The following is a 17,573-nucleotide window of genomic DNA, read 5'->3' as shown; positions in this document are numbered from 1 at the left end:
GTCCTCGGCACGCGCTTTGGGGGGAGTTGTCGGCGGCGCTAGGGAAGGCTTGCCTTCTTGCGCGAGCCGGGGACGTCTCGCGCCACCTGGGTTGTGAAATGCTCGTTTCGGTAGGTCGCCGAATGATGAAGATTTGCGAGGAGTTAGAAGGGAGCAGTTTTTTCTTGTGTCTACTACTTGTGTAGTAGTAACTACTACACGATGCCGATCAAAAGGAAATCCACGAGCGAGAAGCTCAGTCCTATGGAGCTGGAGATCATGCAGGCTTTTTGGAAGCTGAAGGCCGCTTCGATCCGAGAAGTGCAGGAAGCCCTGCCTGAGAAACGGAAGGTCGAGTACACGACGGTGCAGACCATCGTGTATCGGCTGGAGAAAAAGGGAGCGGTGCGGCGAGCCAAGAAGATCGGAAACGCGCATGTGTTCGAGCCTACGGTGACGAAGAAGAGCGCGATCGGCTCGCTGGTTGATGATTTTCTCTCTCTGTTTGGGGGCTCGGCGGAGCCGGTGATGCTGCACATGGCGGAGTCGGGAAAACTGTCGTTGGAAGATCTCAAGGCGCTTGAGGACGCTATCAAAGAAACGCGGGAAAAGAAGGAGGCGGGAGATGAGTGATCGGATCTATTTCATAATGTCGCACCTATGGGAGTCGACGTTGTTCGGAGTTGTATGCGTTCTGCTGATACTCGCGTTGGGACGCTCGTGGAGCTACAGCCGGCACTTTCTGGCGTGGGCGAGCCTGTTGAAGCTGTTGGTTCCGTTTTCGCTGTTCGCTCCTGTATTTTCCTTTTTCGGGAAGTCCTTTGTTTCAGGTTTAGAGGGAGAGGGGCAAGGATTGGGCTACTTGGATTTGACGGCACGTGGTTTGAAGATCGATACGTGGGTGGATTTGGGAGGCGTTGAGGTCGCTGCCGATGCGGGGGTAAGCTGGGAGCTCCTAGCGGCCTGCGTATGGGGCGCAGGCGTATTGGTATTGGCTTCGCTTTGGCTGCGGCAGTACTTGATCGTGACCAAGGCTCTCAAGATGGTTAGCGAGCCTGCTGACGCTGGGTGGCAGGAGCTGGCGAAAAGCGTATGGAAAAGCAGGATACAGTCGATGCCGCGGATCCTCGTATGTCGGGAAGAGGGTTTGCTGGCAGGAGTGTTTGGCATTGTCCGTCCATCGGTGGTGATCCCGGCGTCCTTGGATCGGTCGCTGTCCGAAGCGGAGCGCGAAGCGTTTTTGCGGCACGAATTTCAGCACGTGTACAAGCGTGATACTCTTTGGCTCTTCGTCCAAACCGTGATTCGAAATCTATTCTGGATGCATCCTTTGGTGTGGTGGCTGGATCGTCAGATAAGCGCGGAGCGCGAGATTTTGAGGGACGAAGAGGTTATCCGAAAAACCGAAAACGTAACATCATATCTAAATTGTCTGATGAAAGTATCAAAGATTAAGCTGCCGAGCAGCTATGCCACCAGTGTGGGAATTATGGGTGCACCTTTTGTAAAGCGTATCAAAGCGCTTTCACGTCATGGAAACTCTCGTGTTGGAGATGTCTTCTCCGCGATAGGAAGCGTGATGGCCGTCGTAGCCTTGACGGTGTTCTTGTCGGCTTCTTTGTCGCTGAGCGACTTGAGGGCGCAGGCCTCCGAGACGGTTGAGAAGGAGCATAAACAAAGTTTGGAGCCAGATCTGTCGGAAGCTGAGCGTGCTTTGGTAAAGAAGGTGCTTGGTGTCTTCGAAGAAGAAGGAGGCAGGGAGCGGGCTCGCGAGATGCTCCAAGAAGCGATCGATGAGGACTCATCGGCTGCCTTCGAGTTTATCGTGGGGAATCTGTACGCTGAGAAAGACGAGCTGGAGAAGGCGATCGAGTACTATCAATTGGCCGAGGCGAAGTTTCCGAGATTTTTGCGAGCGGTGCGAAACGGAGGGATCTTGCAGGTGAAGGCGGGCGATTTCGCAGGCGCTAAGGAGGCGCTTTTGAGGGCCAAGCGTTTGGGGGCTGATGATGCGACTACGGATGGTTTGCTCGGTCTCAGTTATTTGAATACGGGAGATGTGGCGTCTGCGGAGCACTATTATCGACTGGCGATCGAAAAGGATCCGGACGTAAAGGACTGGCATGTTGGCTTAGCGAAGATGCTCTACGAGCAGGATCGAAAGGGTGAAGCGGACGAAGTGATTGTAGCGTTAGCGGAGCGTTTAGTTGCCGATGGAAGGGAAGATGAAGCGGAGTCCTTGTTGAAGAACGCTGGAACGCTCGAGGCGAAAGCGCCGGAAATGAAAACGGATTTCGGCGGAAAATAGAGATTTACCACACCGTGCGAGCAGCCTGGGCCTTTGTAGGCTTAGGCTGCTTTTTTGAGGGCGGAGTGAAAGGTGGCGCGGGACGTCCTCGGCCCGCGCTTGGGGGTTGATGGGAATTGTTTGGCGTTGGCGTGAAGGTGGCGTTCTTGCGCGAGCCGAGGACGTCTCGCGCCACCGGCTTGCTTTTGGAAAAGCAAGCCTACAGGTTTGGCTCATGGAATCCAAATACCCGAAGCGGTTGTGCCATGCTGTACCTGGATGGGTGAAGGATGGAGCTGTCTTTCATATTCGGATACGGGTGCAGCGTGAATGGAGTGGGTCTCTGATTGCGGAGGGCATTGGCGAGGGGTTGCTGGAGTCGGTGGCGTTTAACCATGCCAAGGGGATTTGGTATTGTCGCGTGTTCATGCTGATGCCGGATCATGTTCATGCTTTGCTTTCGTTTGATCCGTGTCGCTCGATGAGCGAAGTGATTGGGAATTGGAAAAGCTACACCGCGAAGCGCTTTGGCGTGTCTTGGCAGAGCAACTACTTCGACCATCGGATACGGCATGACGCATCGTTGGATGGGAAGCGGGAGTACGTTTTGAATAATCCGTTGGCCAAGGAGCTGTGCGAGCGGTGGGAGGATTGGAAGTGGAGGTGGCTCCCGGATGAGTAGGTGGATTAGGTGGCGCGGGACGTCCTCGGCCCGCGTTTTGGGGGTCAGTGGAGTGGGGAGAAGGTTGAGCGAAATGGGAGGGGACGATGGGGAGGTCGGCGCTCTTGGGGAGTTGGTGGGCGTTGTTGTGGAGGTGGCGTTTTTGCGCGAGCCGAGGACGTCTCGCGCCACCAAAAAGGGCCGCTCAGTGGAGCGGCCCTTGGGGAGAATAATCTGTTGTTTTCGGATTAGCCGATCACTGCTACCACTTCGTTCACGTCCGAGGCGGCGGTGAGGGGGATGGTATCGCCTTCGATGGCCTTGCCGTTGATGGTGAGGGACTTGATGCCTTTGCACTTCTTGTCCGGGTTCTGGATGGTGATGTTGAAGGTCTTGCCGCGGAATTTGCGGGTGACCTTTATCTCCGGCCAGCTGGTGGGCAAGCATGGGTCGATCTTCAGTCCGGTGTAGTCGGGTTTGATGCCGGCGAAACCTTGGCTGATGGTGAGGAAGGTCCATGCGGCGGTGCCGGTGAGGCCGGCGTTTTTGGCTTCGCCTGGAGTGGCTGCGTCCTTGCCGGCGATCATTTGCGAGTACATGTAGGGCTCGCCTCGATACACCTCGATCTTGTCTTCCTTGGCTGCCGGGCAAACGCTGAGGTAGTACTCGTAGGCGCGGTCGCCGTTTCCGAGCTCCATGTGAGCGAGGTGGATCCAAGGATTGTTGTGACAGAAGATGCCCGCGTTTTCCTTGTATCCAGGAGGGTAGGACGAAACTTCGCCGAGGTGCAGGTGATAGGTCTGGTAAGGCGGTTGCTGGAGCACGCAGCCATCTTCGGTGAAGAGGTGGGTGTGCACGGAATCGAGGGTTTGCTGAGCGCGGCCGTTTTCGCGTCCGGCGCCGCCCATGACGAGCCAGCCTTGGGATTCGATGTAGATGCTGCCTTCTTCGTTCTTCTTGGAGCCGATCGGTTCCTTGTAGGTGTCGTAGGCCCGCAGGTACCACTCGCCGTCCCAGCCTTGGGTTTCTACGGCTTCCAGCATTTCCGCGTGAGCGGCAGCGGTTTCCTTGGCCTTTTCGTCGGCCCCGAGGTGCTTGTAGAGACCTTCGAGATCGAGGCAGGCCTTGAGGAAGAGACCGGCGATCATGAGGGACTCGGCCACTTCTTCCTTGGTGTTGTGGGAAGCGGTCTGGAAGGACTCGTTAGGCTCGGTGGAGAAACAATTGAGGTTGAGGCAATCGTTCCAGTCGGCGTGGCCGATGAGCGGTAGATTGTGCGGGCCGCGGTTTTCGAGCGTGTACTGGATGGAGAGCTCGAGGTGGTCCATGAGGGTCGCTGTTTTTTCTTCCACGTCCGCGTATCCAACTTTCTCATCCAAGATGCCGACGTCGCCGGTTTCGCGGATGTAGGCGGTGGTAGAGAGGATGAGCCAGAGGTGGTCGTCCATGAAGCCGCCACCGATGTCGCTGTTGCCCTTCTTGGTGAGCGGCTGGTACTGGTGGAAGCAGAGACCGGAGGACATCTGGGTGGCGGAAATGTCGAGGATGCGCTGGCGAGCCTTGTCCGGAACCATGTGCACGAAGCCCAGCAGGTCCTGGTTTGAGTCACGATAGCCCATGCCGCGGCCGATGCCGGACTCGAAGAGAGAGGCGGAGCGGCTGAGGTTGAAGGTGGCCATACACTGGGCCTGGTTCCAAGCGTTGCCCATGCGGTTCATGATGGGGCAGGGCGTTTCCACTTGGAAGACGGAGAGCTGCTTGTCCCAGATGCTGTTGAGCTTGGCGAAGGCTGCGTCGACGGCTGCGTTGTCGGCGTATTTGTCGAGAATGGCCTTGGCGGGAGCCTTGTTGATGACGTGCGGGGCGACGTACTTTTCGCCCTTCACCGTGACGTAGGCCAAGATGTAGGAGTGCGTGGTGGACTCGCCCGGCTGCAGGGTGATTTCGTGGTAGTGGGAGCCGATAGGGTTCCAGCCGAAGGCTTGGGTGTTGTTGGGCTTGCCGGCAAGAACGGCTTTCGGTTCGTGGATGCCGTTGTGAACGCCAACGAAGTCGTCGCGGCTGGTGTCGTAGCCGTCGAGGTCGCGGGTACAAGCGAACATCGTGTAGTGGTCGCGGCGTTCGCGGTATTCAGTTTTGTGATATATCGCGTTGTCTTCGATTTCCACTTCGCCGATGGAGTAGGTGCGCTGGAAGTTGGTCGCGTCGTTCTGGGCGTCGTAGAGACAGAACTCGACGAAGGAGAAGAGCTTGAAAGTCTTCGGTGCGTCGGTCTTGTTGGTGAGGGTGGTTTGCCAGATCTCGAGGTTTTCCTTGGGCGGAACGAAGATGAGCACGCTGGCCTCGAGGCCGTCCTTGGCGGAGGTGATGCGGGAGTAGCCGAGGCCGTGGCGGCATTCGTAGGCGTCGAGCTCGGTCTTGACCGGCTTCCAGCCAGGATTCCAAACGGTGTCGCCGTCCTTGATGAAGAGGTAGCGGCCGTTGTTGTCGTACGGCATTTCGTTGTAGCGGTAGCGCGTGAGGCGGCGCAGACGGGCGTCCTTGTAGAAGGAGTAGCCGCCGGCGGTGTTGGTGTTCAGCGCGAAGTACTCGTCCTGTCCGAGGAAGTTCAGCCAAGGAAGAGGCGTGTCGGGACGCGTGATCACGTATTCACGATTTGGATCGTCGAAATGTCCGTATGGATTGCTCATGGTAGTCTAGGTTTTGTGTAAGTGTTTTTTGCCCACGAATCTCGCTAATCTTCTCGAATGAGGGATGTGGAGATCGGGTTGTGTTTTTGGGTTGAGGGGAGCGCGTGCCGGGGACGTCACGCGCCACCGTTTACTTCATCACGACTTCGATCTGGCTGCCGTCTTTGAGCAGTTCAATCGGTGCGATGGTGCCTTCGACGGGTTTGCCGTCCACGGTCATGGAGGCGACGCCCTTCTGGCTGCCGTTTGGATTGCTGACGCTGATCTTGATGTTCATGCCGCGGAAGAGGCGGTTTGCCTTGTATCCAGGCCATGAGGACGGAAGACAGGGATCGACGCGCAGGCCTTCCAGCTCGGCCCGAATGCCGAGAATGTAGGCAGTGCTGGAGTAGTAGCACCAAGTCGCGGCGCCGGTGAGCCATGGCAGACGGGCCGCTCCGTGCATCGGACTGTAGCGAGCATGCGTCGACTGGCAATGAACGTAGGGTTCGCTGCCGCGGATCTCCGCCTTGTCGTTGAAGCTGGCTGGAAGATAGGAGGTGTGGAACTTGTAAGCGCGGTCGCCGTTTCCGAGCATGCAGTCGGCGATGACGGCCCAACCTTGTGGGTGGTTGAAGATGCCGGCATTTTCCTTGGTGCCCGGATTGAAGAGGCGAGCGGCCATGATGCGGACCGGCATGGTGGTGACAGGAGGGGCGCAGAGCTGCAGGCCGTAGTCGGTGGCCAGTTCGCGATCCAACGTATCCATACAAGTAGCGGCTTGCTCGTCGGAAGCGGCGCCGGAGAGCACGGACCAAACCTGGGTATTCAGGTAAACAGAGCCTTCGGTGGATTCGTGGGTGCCGTAAACGGTGCCGTCCTCGGCGATGGCCCAGATGAAGTGATCCTTGGACCAGCAAGTCTTTTGGATGGCTGCGTCGAGCTCGTCGCGTTTTGCGAGGGCCCATTCGGCTTCCTTCGGTTTGCCGACCAGCTTGGCGGCGTCCGCGTAGACGCCCAGCCCCAGACGGACCTGGAAGGCCACGAAGAGCGATTCGCCGTGGTAGCCCAGCTTGAGGCAATCGTTCCAGTCGGCCGCAAGTCCGCACGGCAGGTTGTTGGCGCCGGAGCGTTCGAGATTGAACTCAAGGGCGCGCCGCATGTGGCCCAGCACGGTGGCTTCGCCTTGGTCGGCGTAAGGAAGGACCTTGTTGTAGAAGTCGACCTTTCCGGTTTCGGCGACGTAGGCCGGGATTGTATTGAAAAACCAAAGACAGTCGTCCGAGCGGAACTCGTGTTCCGGGGTCATCGGAGTGGCGCCCGGCTTGTGCTGGAAAGGCTTTACTACTGGGAGGGCCCCGCCGTTGGAATACTGGCCGGTGAGCATGAGCTCGAGGCGCTGACCCGCTTCGTCGGTGATGGCCGGAAGCACTGCCAGGATGTCCTGCACGGTGTCGCGGAAGCCGAGACCGTTGCGCTCGCCGTTGTAGACGAAGGAAGCGGCGCGGGACCACGCGTAGGTGATCAGACAGTTGTAGATGTTCCAGACATTGACCATGGAGTCGAAGTTCTTGTCTGGGGTTTCGACCGAGAGGCTTTCCAGGCGGGAGTGCCAATAGTTTTTAACCTTGGCCAACTCCTCCTCCACCTTGGCGAAGTCGCCATGGCTCTCGATCGCTGCCTTGCCTTCGATCTGGGCGTCGCCCACGCCGAGCAGCACCAGGATCTCCTTGGACTCGCCCGGTGCGAGTTCGATCTCGGTGCGGAGCGAGCCGCAAGAGTTGTCGCCGTAGGTCGTGGAGTTTTTGGATACGCCCGAGGCGACCACGTCTGGCTTTTCGTAGGAACCGTAGGGGCCGATGAAGGTTTCGCGGGAAAGGTCGTATCCAGAAACCTCTGACCCGAGCAAGGTCATCCAGCTGAGCTGAGCGTTGTTCTCCCCGTTGAAGTCGCGCCAGTTGCGGCCCAGGTTGTCGTTGACCGCCATCTGCACCAGGCCGTCTTCGAACTTGGCCCGGCCGATGTACTGGGAGTACTGCAGGTTGACCAGGTCCTGGCTGTGGTTCCAGAAGTTGGCGAACTCGACGTAGGTGAAGACGGAAAGCTTGCGGGGCTTGGAGCCGGTGTTGGTGACCTTGAGCTTCCAGTATTCAAAGGTCTGGCCGATGGGCACGAAGTAGAGCGACTCGGTCTTGATGTTGGAGTACTCGGAATCGATCTGGGTGTAGGCCGTGCCGTGGCGGCAGGTGGACTTGAACTGCTCAAGAGGCTTGCCCACTGGCTGCCAGGAGGATGACCAGAAGTCGCCCGACTCCGCATCGCGCAAGTAGAAGTAGCGGCCCGGCTGGTCCATGGGCACGCTGTTGAAGCGCATGCGGGTGAAGCGGCCGTCGGCGGCGGACTGGTAGAAGGAGAAGCCGCCCGCGTTGTTGGAGATGATGGCGCCGTACTGGGTGTCTCCCAAGTAGTTGGTCCACGAGCGTGGAGTGTCCGGGCGAGTGATGACGTACTCGCGGTTTTCGTCGTCGAAATGGCCGTATTGCATAGGGGGAGGAATGTAGTGTTCGAGTGATGAGAGTGCGAAACTGATAAATCGCTAAATCACGTCATGGGATACGGCTTCGAGCAACCAACAAACACACGGAGGAGTCAAGAGGCATTGAAACGATCGGCGCATCGACGCGGCGAGCATTTCATGGAAGGGGCGAGCCCATGTCGCGGGCGAAATTTTTACAGGAAAGAACGTTTGGAGCGGCGAGGAGGCGCCCCGAGGAAAGTTGAGTACAACTCCATCTCTCGGAGGACCCCTCCAGGGTTGGAAGCCGTTTTGCCGCTCTTGCATAAGAGTAGCGGACTTTTCTGCCCGTTTTTAGAAACAGGCGAAGGCGATCGAGGCTGTTGGCAGGGGCGGGTAGCGCCTGTCGGTTGGAGCGATCAGTGGCCGGCCAGGTCTTCGTATGCGTTGACGGCGTCGTTCATGCGCTGCAGCACCTCCTCGTTCAGCGACGCGGCTGCGGCGATGTTTCCGGATTCCATTTCGTCTAGAAACGCGTTCCAGCTCAGCCGCACGCTTTCCAGCTTGAGCGTGATGCTTTCGTTGTTGAGTGGCGAGGCGAGGAGCTCGGCTAGAACGGACTCGAAGGTCTGCTGCAAGGCGTTTCGCTCGGCGCTTTGTGCCTCTTGGTTAGATGGGTCGGAGCGCAGGGCGTCCAGCAGGGCGAGTTTCATGAAGCGTTGCGAAATCATGCGTTGTCTGCCCGCCTTGTTGATGGTGGCGGTGAGCTGCTGGGTCTGGTCGACTATAGCCCGCAGGGTGGAAATGCGGTCGATCGACTCTCGACTGATGGAGAGGATCTGCTCCGCAACCGCTTCGAAGGCGTAGGCGTCATTGGTATTGTTGCGAGCCTGCACCGCGACGATGCTGGCGTTCATTGAGACCATTTGAGCGGTTTTGGCGGAGCGCTCCATTTCTGTCATGATGGCGTGAAGACGCTTTTGCAGGGAGGTGTTGGACTTGAGAGTGGCTGCTGTCATCGATTCGCGGTTGGATGCGAGGGCTCAGCAGTCCGTGCGCCGCCTTACGTCGAAGCTGTTTTTGCGATGCGATTCATAGAGTTTTAAAATGGATACGCCCTTGCATGAATCGCATTTGCGAAATAGCCCGGATCCGTTCATGGAGAGGGGCTGAATGCGAGCAGTGGGGGCGAGGCTTCGCCCGCTCGAAGCTTGGACGCCACCTAGGCTACGCTGGTGAGCTTTGAGTACACTTCGAGGTAGCGGGATTGGGCGCGCTGGACGATCTCTGGTGGGAGTTCGGGTCCCGGAGCGGTCTTGTTCCAGTCCTCGAGCGTTTCCAGGTAGTCGCGGATGATTTGCTTGTCGAAGCTGGCGGGCGAGGTGCCGACCTGGTATTCCGCTTTGTCCCAGTATCGCGAGGAGTCGGGGGTGAGCACCTCATCGATCAGGTAGAGGTTTCCGACGGTGTCGAGGCCGAACTCGAACTTCGTATCCGCAAGAATGATACCAGCCTTGTCGGCCAGCTCGTGACCGAACTGGTAGAGCTTTAGGCTGACCTCGCGCACCTTCTCGAAGATCTCCTTGCCTACGATCGAGGCGGCCTCGTTTGCGGTGACGGGCATGTCGTGCCCTTCGCTGGCTTTGGTGGTCGGGGTGAAGATGGGCTCTGGGAGCTGCGATGCTTGCTGTAGGCCATCGGGGAGCTCGATTCCGCAGACGGTACGATCCTTCTGGTAGGAGGCCCAACCGGAGCCGGCGATGTAGCCGCGAACCACGCATTCGATCTCCAGCGGCTTGAGCTTGCGCACGGCCATGCTGCGCAGCTGGCTGTCGGTGGAGAGCTTGAGCTGGTCGCGCAGGATTTCCGTTTCGTTGGGGATGATGTGGTTCGGGCAAATGTCTTTGGTTTGTTCGAACCAGAAGTGAGAAAGCTGAGTGAGGATAAGGCCGCGGCCTGGGATTCCGCCCGGCAGCACGACGTCGAAGGCCGAGATGCGGTCGGTAGCGACGAGCAGCACAGCGTCGTCCAGATCGTAGATTTCGCGCACCTTTCCAGAGGCGATCTTTGGCGCGTCGATGGGTTCGACCAGGTCGCGCACGGGTTGCTTAGGAAGGGCTGCTTTAAGGTCTTCGCCTGAAATCATGGTGCGGGGACTTTAGTAGGGAGTGGGGGCTTGGAAAGCGTTTTCGATGATGAAAAGCGGGGCGACTAGCGACGGAAGATCGCGGGCAAGAGGCTTGGGTAGGGTGGCTCGCTGAAATCGAGTTGCGTCTCTTCCTCGACCTGCAGCAAGAGTTGCCCCAGGCTTCCGCCGTCCTCGAGCTGGTAGTGCAGCACTGGGGCGAAGGGCGTGAGCGGAACGCCCTCGGCCAGCGGGGCCACTCTTCCGGTGAGGGCGTTGACGGACCAAAGGGTTTCGCCCTCCGGAATGGAAGCGAACAGGTCCAGCGTTTGCTCGGTGGAAACGGTGCCGACCATGGCGAATCGACCTTCGCTGGCTCGCTGGAAGAGACCGAGCAGGGCTTGGATTTCGCTTTCGGCGGTATCGGCGATGCTCTCCTTCAGCAAGGCGTCGAACTCTGGCGATGGAGCGGCTTGTTCGATGGTGGAAAGCCAGGTGCTCTCGGTGAGGGTGGACTCCGGCAGCTTGCTCAGCTCCTGAGATCGTTCCTTCAGGCTGGGACTGAAAGCGAGGCCCCATTTCTGGGGTCGCAAGCTCATGAATTCGAGCAGTTGCCTCTGCCAATAGAGGCGGAAGGCGGGCGAAAGATCCTGGCGTTTCTCCAAGGCGTCGAGCTGGTCGATGATTGCCAAGCGATCCGCGCCGGATGCTAGGAGCTTTAGCGTGTTCTTGATGGAGCGTTCGTAGTATTCAGATTCTGGAGCCAGTTCGGAAGGCTTGTAGAAAAAACCCCAGAACGAGCCGTCCGACCTGCTGATGAACTGAATGTCTCTAGGCTCCGGCTCGGGCTGGCCGGTTTCATCGAAGCCATGGGCCTGGAAAGTGAAGGTGATATGGGAGTTCTGTTCCTGGCTTTCGATTTCGGGTAAGGGCTCGACGAGGTAGGTCTGGTATTCGCTTTGTTCCTCTGCCGAGCCTTCGAAGTATTGAACGGTGGATACGTAGACGTCTTTGAAGACTTCCTTGTCCATGAGTTCGTCCAGAAAGGCCTGCTCCTCCGTGTTGAGGGCGGGATCGAATTCGAAAAAGGCTTTGCTTCCCTCACCCTCGGACGGACCAAGCAATTCGCTTTTCAGGGAAGCGATCTGCGTTCTGACCGTTAAGCTTCGAGAAATCGCGGCCTTGATTTCAGCCGGCAGGATATCGAAACTGTGGATACGTTCCAGGCTGGCGAGATAGTTTTCAAGCTCCGCCGCCTGATTGAGCTGCTGCCATTCGGACTCCAGAGCGTCCCATTTGGTGGCGATTTCGCTGAGCTGGTTGGAGGCCACGATCAGGAGGTTGCTCAGTTGCTTGGCTCGCGTGGCGTCTTCTTCCTCGGCGCTTAGGGCCTCGATCTTTTCCATGCGCTGCTGAGCGGCGTTGGCGATGCGCGTCAACTCGCTGCGGGAACGCGCCTTGCCAGCTTGGCTGAGGGCGGACGCGAGCTCGCGCTCCAGCTTGTTTAGCTCGCGTGTCTTTTCCTCGGAGGCAGCGAGCTGCAGCTCCTGCCAGCGTGCTTTGGCTCCTTCCACGCGAGCGTCCAGCTTCCCTCCCAGTTCAGGGGAAAGGGACTTGCGTGATTGATCTATGGATACGAGTAGCGAGTGGTAGTCGTCCTGTTTCGCCAAGGGCGTATCCGAGCGAAGCAGGGTTTCCAGACGCTGGACCTTCTGCTGGTATTCCACTTCCAGGGCGCGCTGGCTGGCGAGCCAGTCCTCCAGCAATGCCGCTTGTTCGGCGAGGGGTGAATCAGCGGGCGCTGAGGCGATGGTGTCTCGCCAGGTATCCAGCGATGAAGAAGCGGCGACGATTTCGTCGGCTGCTTCCGCTTGCTGGAGTGCCGCCAAGGCTTGGGCTTGCCGTTGTTCGCGCTCGGTCGCTTCCAGATAGCTGGTCGTCCCCCAGACTGCGGCGGCGATGACGATGATGGCGGCTGCGGATAGGCCTACCAGCTTCGGCATATTCTTGCTGCGAGCGTAGGCGTAGGCATCCTTGAGCTCCTTTTGCAAATCCGGGGGCAGCTGCCCAGCCGTCTTTTGAGCCTGGCTTTCGAGCGATCGCAGCTTTTCCAATCGGTGGGCTAGGCTGTGAGGCTTGCCCTGGGCGTTTTGGGGCAGGTCGGGATCGCCAGGCTTCGCGTACAGGCCCTTGATGGCGATACGTATTGAAATGATGGATTCATAGTTTCGACGGAGGCGAGAGAGTTTTGTGGAAACGTGTTCAAAGTCGTGCCGCAGGTCCGTGGGGATCTCTCCGCGAGCTTCTCTGATCGCGAGCTCGTAGTCGCAGGACAAATACCGTTTTTCGACGTCCTGCCAGTCTCCCGACTCGTCCAGCGTCGCGCCTGCTTGCACTACGGCTTCCACGCTTTCGGTGAGCTCGGCGACGCTTTGAGCGGAGACTTTTTCGTACAGTTCGCGCACGAAGGATTCCTCGGATTTGTCCAGCTCCACGCCTAGGGCCAGGAAGCTGGCGAGAACGCGTTCGGGTGGTTCTGCGGGGATGAGCTGCTCGACGGCGTTTTTGATTTCGCTCACCGCGTAGGCGTGGATCTTGCCCTGATGGCTTTTGGCCTCCTCTTGGGCGGACTCGTCTTCCGGGAAGCGGTCGGCGATGAGGCGAATGATGCGATAGGCCGCTACGGGATCTTTGGAGCGGACTTTGCTGCGGTAGTCCTTGTAGAGCTGCTTCTTGAGCTCGGCGGTTTCCGCAATGGCGCTTTTGATGGCGTTGAGAGACTCGTGATCGATGGCTGCGGGTGGGCGCCAGGCGTAGATCTCGCAGCGCTTCTTCCAGGTGTCGAAGAGGTTGAAGTTCAGGGAGGAGGCGGTTTCCAGCAGCTCTGGATGGGCGTGGGCGATCAGCAGCGCTTGAAGGAGGTCGCCCTGATCCAGGGATTGACGGGCCGCTTTCAAATCCGTGTTTGCCCGTTCGCAGGCCTCGGCGAGCTGCCAGGCCAGTTTCGCGGCCCCCAATCCCACGGATTCGCCGGTGATGGCGGTGCGGATACGGTAGATCAGTCGGTTGGCTTCAGGATAGGAGGCGGGCTTCATGGATTAGCAGTTCCGACGTTGCTGGTTTGCTTGGCGATGACAACCCATTCCTGATCGGAAATAGAGGCTTGGGCGAGGCGTCGCAGCTGCTGCAGGGACTGGACGAGGCCTTGGTGGGAGCTCCAGGTCTGGAAAGAGCTCACGGTGAAGCGTTGTCGAGCGTCGACCAGCTTGAGCTTGCTCGCCTCCAGCGATTCCAGGGAGTAGCGGAGAATGGTTTGCTCCATGAGGTCGTCGCGTCCGAAGAGCTGTTTCCAGAGCTGTCGGCGCTCGAACCAGGGCTGGTTGGGCTCGCTTTCGATGATCTCCATGAGGTCTTGGATGGCGAGGGCTTCGCTGTAGGCGTCGCTGATCGGACGCTTGCGGTACTGGCTGTAGCGAGCGAGAAACAGGGCGTTTTGCAGGGAGGGATTGTCGCTTTCGGCGACTGCCTGGGCGAAGACGTTGCGCAGGAAAGGGGCGAAAGCCAGGGAGCTGTTCGGATAGATCAGGCCGCTTTCGTCGAAGCCGAGATAGGCCTGGGTCTCAGGTCGGCCGAAGGCTTGGTGGATTCCGAAAAAGGGAGCGAGTTGGCGGTTGGCTAGCAGCGACTCCTTTTCCTGGAAATAGCTTCGCAGGGCGTCGGCTTCCGGCTCGGGCACTGCTTGGAGCTTGCGATCGGCGGCGAGTTGAGCGAAGTCGAGCCAGGCGTCGAGGGCGGGTCGTGAGAAGGCCCCGTGGGGGAGCTGGGGCAGGGTGAGACCGTTTAGAATCGGGTTGCTGCGAAGCTCGATGAAGGGGGCTTCGCCGCTGGACGGAAGCAGCGTGCAGCGCTTGAGGCCGGGGTAGTCCGTCGTGGCCAGGGAAATCGAAACGCTGCTCCCCTGCGTTTGTATTAGCCGAGCGGGTACGGGCAATGAAGCGCTGGGCATCGGCCCGTCCGGGCGGAGTTTGGCCAGGAAGTCCACCATGGCTGGCGCTTGGGAGTCGAGCGGGAGCTGATCCGCGAGCTGGGTCATGGCGCCGAGTTCGGAGGGGGGGCAATTCGCCGCAAGAAAGGCCTGCCAGCGGGACTGGGGCGTTGGGGTTCGGACCGAGGAGGAGGTCGGCGTTGGCTCGTTCGGCTCAGCCGCTTTCGTCTGGTAGATCTGGTAGATGGAAACTGCCAAGGCGATGCAAAGCAGGGCTCCGACGGCGATGGCGAAGTTGATCGAGCGGGCGAATTCGCGCAGGCCGAAGCGTCGCGGACGCCGACGGCTTCGGCGATCGTAGTCCTGCGGGATTTCCACCACGGGGGGCGGGAGGTCGCGCGGGCTTGGCTGGGCGGCGGCGCGGGCGGTTGCCGAGGTGGAGTCGGCGGTTTGGGGAGGCGGCTCTGGCTTCGGTTTTTCGAAGATCGGCCTTTGCTTCAGGTCCAGATCGAAGGGGAGCTCATCCTCGTCCAGCACGCCGCACCAATGCGTGTCATGCTGATCGTCGGTGGGCAGAAGGCAGTTGGTGAAGCTGCAGCGCCAGCGCTTGCTGGAGTCGAGCTGATTGAGGCAGTCGCCGAAGTACTCGACGAGCGAGCGTTCCTGTCCGGGCAGTACGGGAAACAGGCCGGTGTAGGGCTCCCCGCGCTTGAAGGGGGAGGGGAAGGCCTCCGGCTCCGCGAAGGGTTTCCATTGCGTATCCAGATGATGGATGGAAAAGGCGTCGCTCTGGTCGAGGATGCGCGGCGGCTCGTTCCAGTGGGTCCGCCAGCCGCGCCAGTTTAGCAGGATGGAGCTGGGATTGGGCAGGCCTGTCGTCTCGCTTTTTTCAAAAACCAGATGGTGAGCGAGGTGGTTGTTGCGTTTGGAGTAGTCGGCCCCCGTTTCCTGGATGCGGCTGAGGATGTGATAGGCTCCGCTGCGCAGCTCCGCGATGCGGTGGCGCAGCACGACCAGCGAGGGGTAGGAAGCCGGGGCTTGAAACCGGCTGAGCCGGTCGAGCTCCTTGGCCAGATCGGGCGGTAGATCCATGTCGCGAGCGACGCAGCAGTAGCCGGACTTGCCCGGCTCGAGACCGCGCTTGGCGCTGGTGTGGATGTACTGGTAGCTCACGGCGGCAGGTTTGAAAAACGGGTGTCAGCTCTCCGGCGAAGCGAGCAGATTGGGCGCGACTTGGGGGAGGATCCAGAGAAGCGGCGAGGTGGCGAGGATGGGGGCGAGGCGTTTGGGGTTGGGGGCTAGGCGGCCTTTGAGAGGGCCCTCGAGCAGCTCCTGGGGCGAGTGCCCCAGCGAGGAGACGGGGAAATAGCGCACGGTGTTCGAAATCGACTCCGCGTTGGCCACCACGGTGGGGCAATGCTCGCTGAGGAAGGCCCGTGTCAGGCGGGAGTTGTCCTCGATCTCCTCGGCCGTGAGGAGGCGTCCCTGGGGGATCGCGATGGCGTTTTCCGGGAGCAGCGAGCGCCAGAGGTCGAACTTTCCCACGAGGAGGGCGAGGGGCGTATCCACGCGTTCGTGGCTCTCCAGGGCTCGCATCTTCTTCACCCGAACCCCCAGCTCGGCGAGAATGGTGTCCTGCTCGTCGGTGGTCTGAGTGCGGAGCTGCGGATCGCGTTTGCGGCGCAGCAGCTTGCGCAGGGTTGGATGGGTGGTGGGATCGAAGAGAAACATCAGGGCGGAGGAGGCCGCCACGTGCAGGGCGCCGGGCGAGTCCTCCAGCGATATGCCGGGTTTGAAGTGCTCTCCGGCGTTGTCGTAGAAGACTAGGGAGGCTCGCTGCTCGGGCGATTCCAGGGACTGCAGGTAGTAGACGAAGGGTCGCGGCAGCGGCACCAGTTTCCCGTGGCGATGCAGGCGCTGGTACATGACGCCCTCGAAGTCGGTCTTGGATATGAAGGCGTCTTCCGGCGAGGTGGCGGAGAAGAGCCGGTTTTTCATCTCGTTGAGCTGGGCGTTCCCGCTGGGATCGCCATCCTGGAGGTTGAGCCGAAAATGGCGGATCAGCTGCTCGGGCAGTTGTTTCAACAGGACCGAGAGGTAGTAGGATTTGCCGCTGCTGGGAGCGCCGACGAGGGAAAAAATGAGCTGGCGGTGACCGAAAAAGGAGGGAGGCAGGCGTCCGCGGCAGTGGGGGCAGGCCAGGTCGATCGCGGGCGCTCCTGCGGAGTCGATGGCTTGACCGATGGCGTTGAAACGGGTGGCGGCGAAGCGGAGTTTGGCATGCGGGCCTAGGATGGGATCGCCAGTGAGCGAGTCGTGCGAAGCGATGTTCAGAGCGTCGCCCGGTGCGAAGGTCTTCCAGCAAAGGGGGCAAGCTCGGCTTTCGGAGTCGCCTTCGTCGAGACTGAGCCCGAAGTCCGGCGTTTCGGGCCGGAGAGCGTCGGTGGGAGCGATCGGCGGGCTGGCGTGGGTGGCGGATTCGGCGTTTCTTTCGGTGCCGTCCGGCAGGGCTTGGATCAGGTCTTGCAGGCGGAAGCAGGCTTCGTCCTGAGCGGGAAAGGCCAGAAGATTCTCGGGATCCGGATAGCGTCTTCGCAGGGAGCGGGCTGAGATTTCCCCGTTGGCCAAAGTGGCTCGCTCGGTCCGGTCGTCGGCGGGCGCGATGTCCCACTCTCCCTCCATGAAGCTGCTGCCGATGCTCTCCGTCCTGCGAGCTAGGCGGATGACGATCAGGTGGTTGGAGAGGCTCAGCCCGTAGTTTCGATTCGGCTCGAGCAGGGTTTCCTTCTTCAGCTCCTTTCCATCGAGGTGGATGGGGAAGGCGTCGTCGAGGGCCTCGATGGAGAATTCGCGGCCTGCGTTGTGGATGCGGCAGAGGGGGATTTTGCGTCCGTCCGGCAGGCGTCCGCTCAGGCTGACGGGAAAGTCGCCAGCGCGGGAGAGGCTTCTGCTGAAGCAATCGCCGATGGCGAGGCCAGGTTTGGAGCGGAAAAGGTCGAGGAATCCCATTTAGGCGGGCGCGGTGAAGAGGATGTGGAAGATGCTGAGGTATAAGGCTGCGCGATACGAAGGCAAGAGCAGGCAGCGCCAGCTGGCAAAGGGGGAAGCCGAGGGGCGGAAAATTGGGAAAATCGATTTTTTGAAAAAAAGCCTTGCATGGGGAAGTCGGATTTCTAGTTTCCGGGGCTCTCAGCTGACGCCCCGTTCGTCTAGCCCGGCCTAGGACACATGGTTTTCATCCATGCGACAGGGGTTCGAATCCCCTACGGGGTACCAGTTGAAAAAAGCCGTCGCATTGCGTGACGGCTTTTTTGCGTCTGGGCGGTTGGATATTCGAGAGGGGGATGAGAAG

Annotated in this window: 10 protein-coding genes and 1 tRNA gene; 4 read left to right on the top strand and 7 right to left on the bottom strand. The window is 59.7% G+C overall.

Annotated features, from left to right (window positions below; all coding sequences use genetic code 11):
- The first annotated feature begins 201 nt into the window (after positions 1-201).
- The 3 genes from QEH54_RS21935 (at position 202) to QEH54_RS21925 (ending at position 2,948) form a co-directional block, all read left to right on the top strand.
- Complete coding sequence (locus QEH54_RS21935) at positions 202-612, top strand: BlaI/MecI/CopY family transcriptional regulator (protein WP_309020869.1); 411 nt, start codon at positions 202-204, stop codon at positions 610-612.
- Positions 605-2,287, top strand: a complete 1,683-nt coding sequence (locus QEH54_RS21930; protein WP_309020868.1) for a M56 family metallopeptidase — start codon at positions 605-607, stop codon at positions 2,285-2,287. The genes QEH54_RS21935 and QEH54_RS21930 overlap by 8 nt, the downstream gene beginning before the upstream one ends.
- 214 nt (positions 2,288-2,501) lie before the next feature.
- The gene (locus QEH54_RS21925) at positions 2,502-2,948 is read left to right on the top strand and encodes a transposase (protein WP_309020867.1); all 447 of its coding nucleotides are present in this window, start codon (positions 2,502-2,504) and stop codon (positions 2,946-2,948) included.
- 227 nt (positions 2,949-3,175) lie between these two features.
- Here the strand turns inward: QEH54_RS21925 and QEH54_RS21920 are convergent, their stop codons facing one another.
- The 7 genes from QEH54_RS21920 to QEH54_RS21890 all read right to left on the bottom strand — a co-directional run bounded on the left by QEH54_RS21920 (position 3,176) and on the right by QEH54_RS21890 (position 17,230).
- On the bottom strand, positions 3,176-5,617 hold the full coding sequence (locus tag QEH54_RS21920) for a hypothetical protein (protein WP_309020866.1): 2,442 nt from the start codon (positions 5,615-5,617) through the stop codon (positions 3,176-3,178).
- Positions 5,618-5,747: 130 nt separating this feature from the next.
- A complete protein-coding gene (locus QEH54_RS21915; RefSeq protein ID WP_309020865.1) occupies positions 5,748-8,141 on the bottom strand; it encodes a hypothetical protein in 2,394 nt (797 codons plus the stop codon).
- A gap of 389 nt (positions 8,142-8,530) precedes the next feature.
- Positions 8,531-9,130: a type IV pili methyl-accepting chemotaxis transducer N-terminal domain-containing protein gene (locus QEH54_RS21910; RefSeq protein ID WP_309020864.1), complete on the bottom strand. Its 600-nt coding sequence runs from the start codon at positions 9,128-9,130 to the stop codon at positions 8,531-8,533.
- 203 nt (positions 9,131-9,333) lie between these two features.
- Positions 9,334-10,257, bottom strand: a complete 924-nt coding sequence (locus QEH54_RS21905) for a phosphoribosylaminoimidazolesuccinocarboxamide synthase (RefSeq protein ID WP_309020863.1) — start codon at positions 10,255-10,257, stop codon at positions 9,334-9,336.
- A 65-nt stretch (positions 10,258-10,322) separates the two neighbouring features.
- Positions 10,323-13,331 carry a hypothetical protein gene (locus tag QEH54_RS21900; RefSeq protein ID WP_309020862.1) on the bottom strand — a complete coding sequence of 1,003 codons (3,009 nt, stop codon included), beginning with the start codon at positions 13,329-13,331 and terminating at the stop codon, positions 10,323-10,325.
- Positions 13,328-15,394 (bottom strand): hypothetical protein, encoded by a 2,067-nt coding sequence (locus QEH54_RS21895; protein ID WP_309020861.1) that lies wholly within the window; start codon positions 15,392-15,394, stop codon positions 13,328-13,330. The genes QEH54_RS21900 and QEH54_RS21895 overlap by 4 nt, the downstream gene beginning before the upstream one ends.
- A 24-nt stretch (positions 15,395-15,418) precedes the next feature.
- Positions 15,419-17,230 (bottom strand): hypothetical protein, encoded by a 1,812-nt coding sequence (locus tag QEH54_RS21890; protein WP_309020860.1) that lies wholly within the window; start codon positions 17,228-17,230, stop codon positions 15,419-15,421.
- 189 nt (positions 17,231-17,419) lie between these two features.
- Here QEH54_RS21890 and QEH54_RS21885 point away from each other — a divergent pair.
- Positions 17,420-17,497: transfer RNA gene (locus tag QEH54_RS21885), tRNA-Glu, on the top strand.
- Positions 17,498-17,573 lie beyond the last annotated feature (76 nt).

Source organism: Pelagicoccus sp. SDUM812003, assembly GCF_031127815.1.
GTDB lineage: Bacteria > Verrucomicrobiota > Verrucomicrobiia > Opitutales > Opitutaceae > Pelagicoccus.
The sequence above is the reverse complement of the archived record's forward strand: the minus strand, read 5'-3'. Positions and strand labels throughout refer to the sequence as shown.

Coding starts and splice junctions, on each gene's coding strand:
- QEH54_RS21935 (WP_309020869.1), top strand. CDS start 202: ATGCCGATCAAAAGGAAATCCACGAGCGAGAAGCTCAGTCCTATGGAG.
- QEH54_RS21910 (WP_309020864.1), bottom strand. CDS start 9,130: ATGACAGCAGCCACTCTCAAGTCCAACACCTCCCTGCAAAAGCGTCTT.
- QEH54_RS21905 (WP_309020863.1), bottom strand. CDS start 10,257: ATGATTTCAGGCGAAGACCTTAAAGCAGCCCTTCCTAAGCAACCCGTG.
- QEH54_RS21900 (WP_309020862.1), bottom strand. CDS start 13,331: ATGAAGCCCGCCTCCTATCCTGAAGCCAACCGACTGATCTACCGTATC.
- QEH54_RS21925 (WP_309020867.1), top strand. CDS start 2,502: ATGGAATCCAAATACCCGAAGCGGTTGTGCCATGCTGTACCTGGATGG.
- QEH54_RS21930 (WP_309020868.1), top strand. CDS start 605: ATGAGTGATCGGATCTATTTCATAATGTCGCACCTATGGGAGTCGACG.
- QEH54_RS21890 (WP_309020860.1), bottom strand. CDS start 17,230: ATGGGATTCCTCGACCTTTTCCGCTCCAAACCTGGCCTCGCCATCGGC.
- QEH54_RS21920 (WP_309020866.1), bottom strand. CDS start 5,617: ATGAGCAATCCATACGGACATTTCGACGATCCAAATCGTGAATACGTG.
- QEH54_RS21915 (WP_309020865.1), bottom strand. CDS start 8,141: ATGCAATACGGCCATTTCGACGACGAAAACCGCGAGTACGTCATCACT.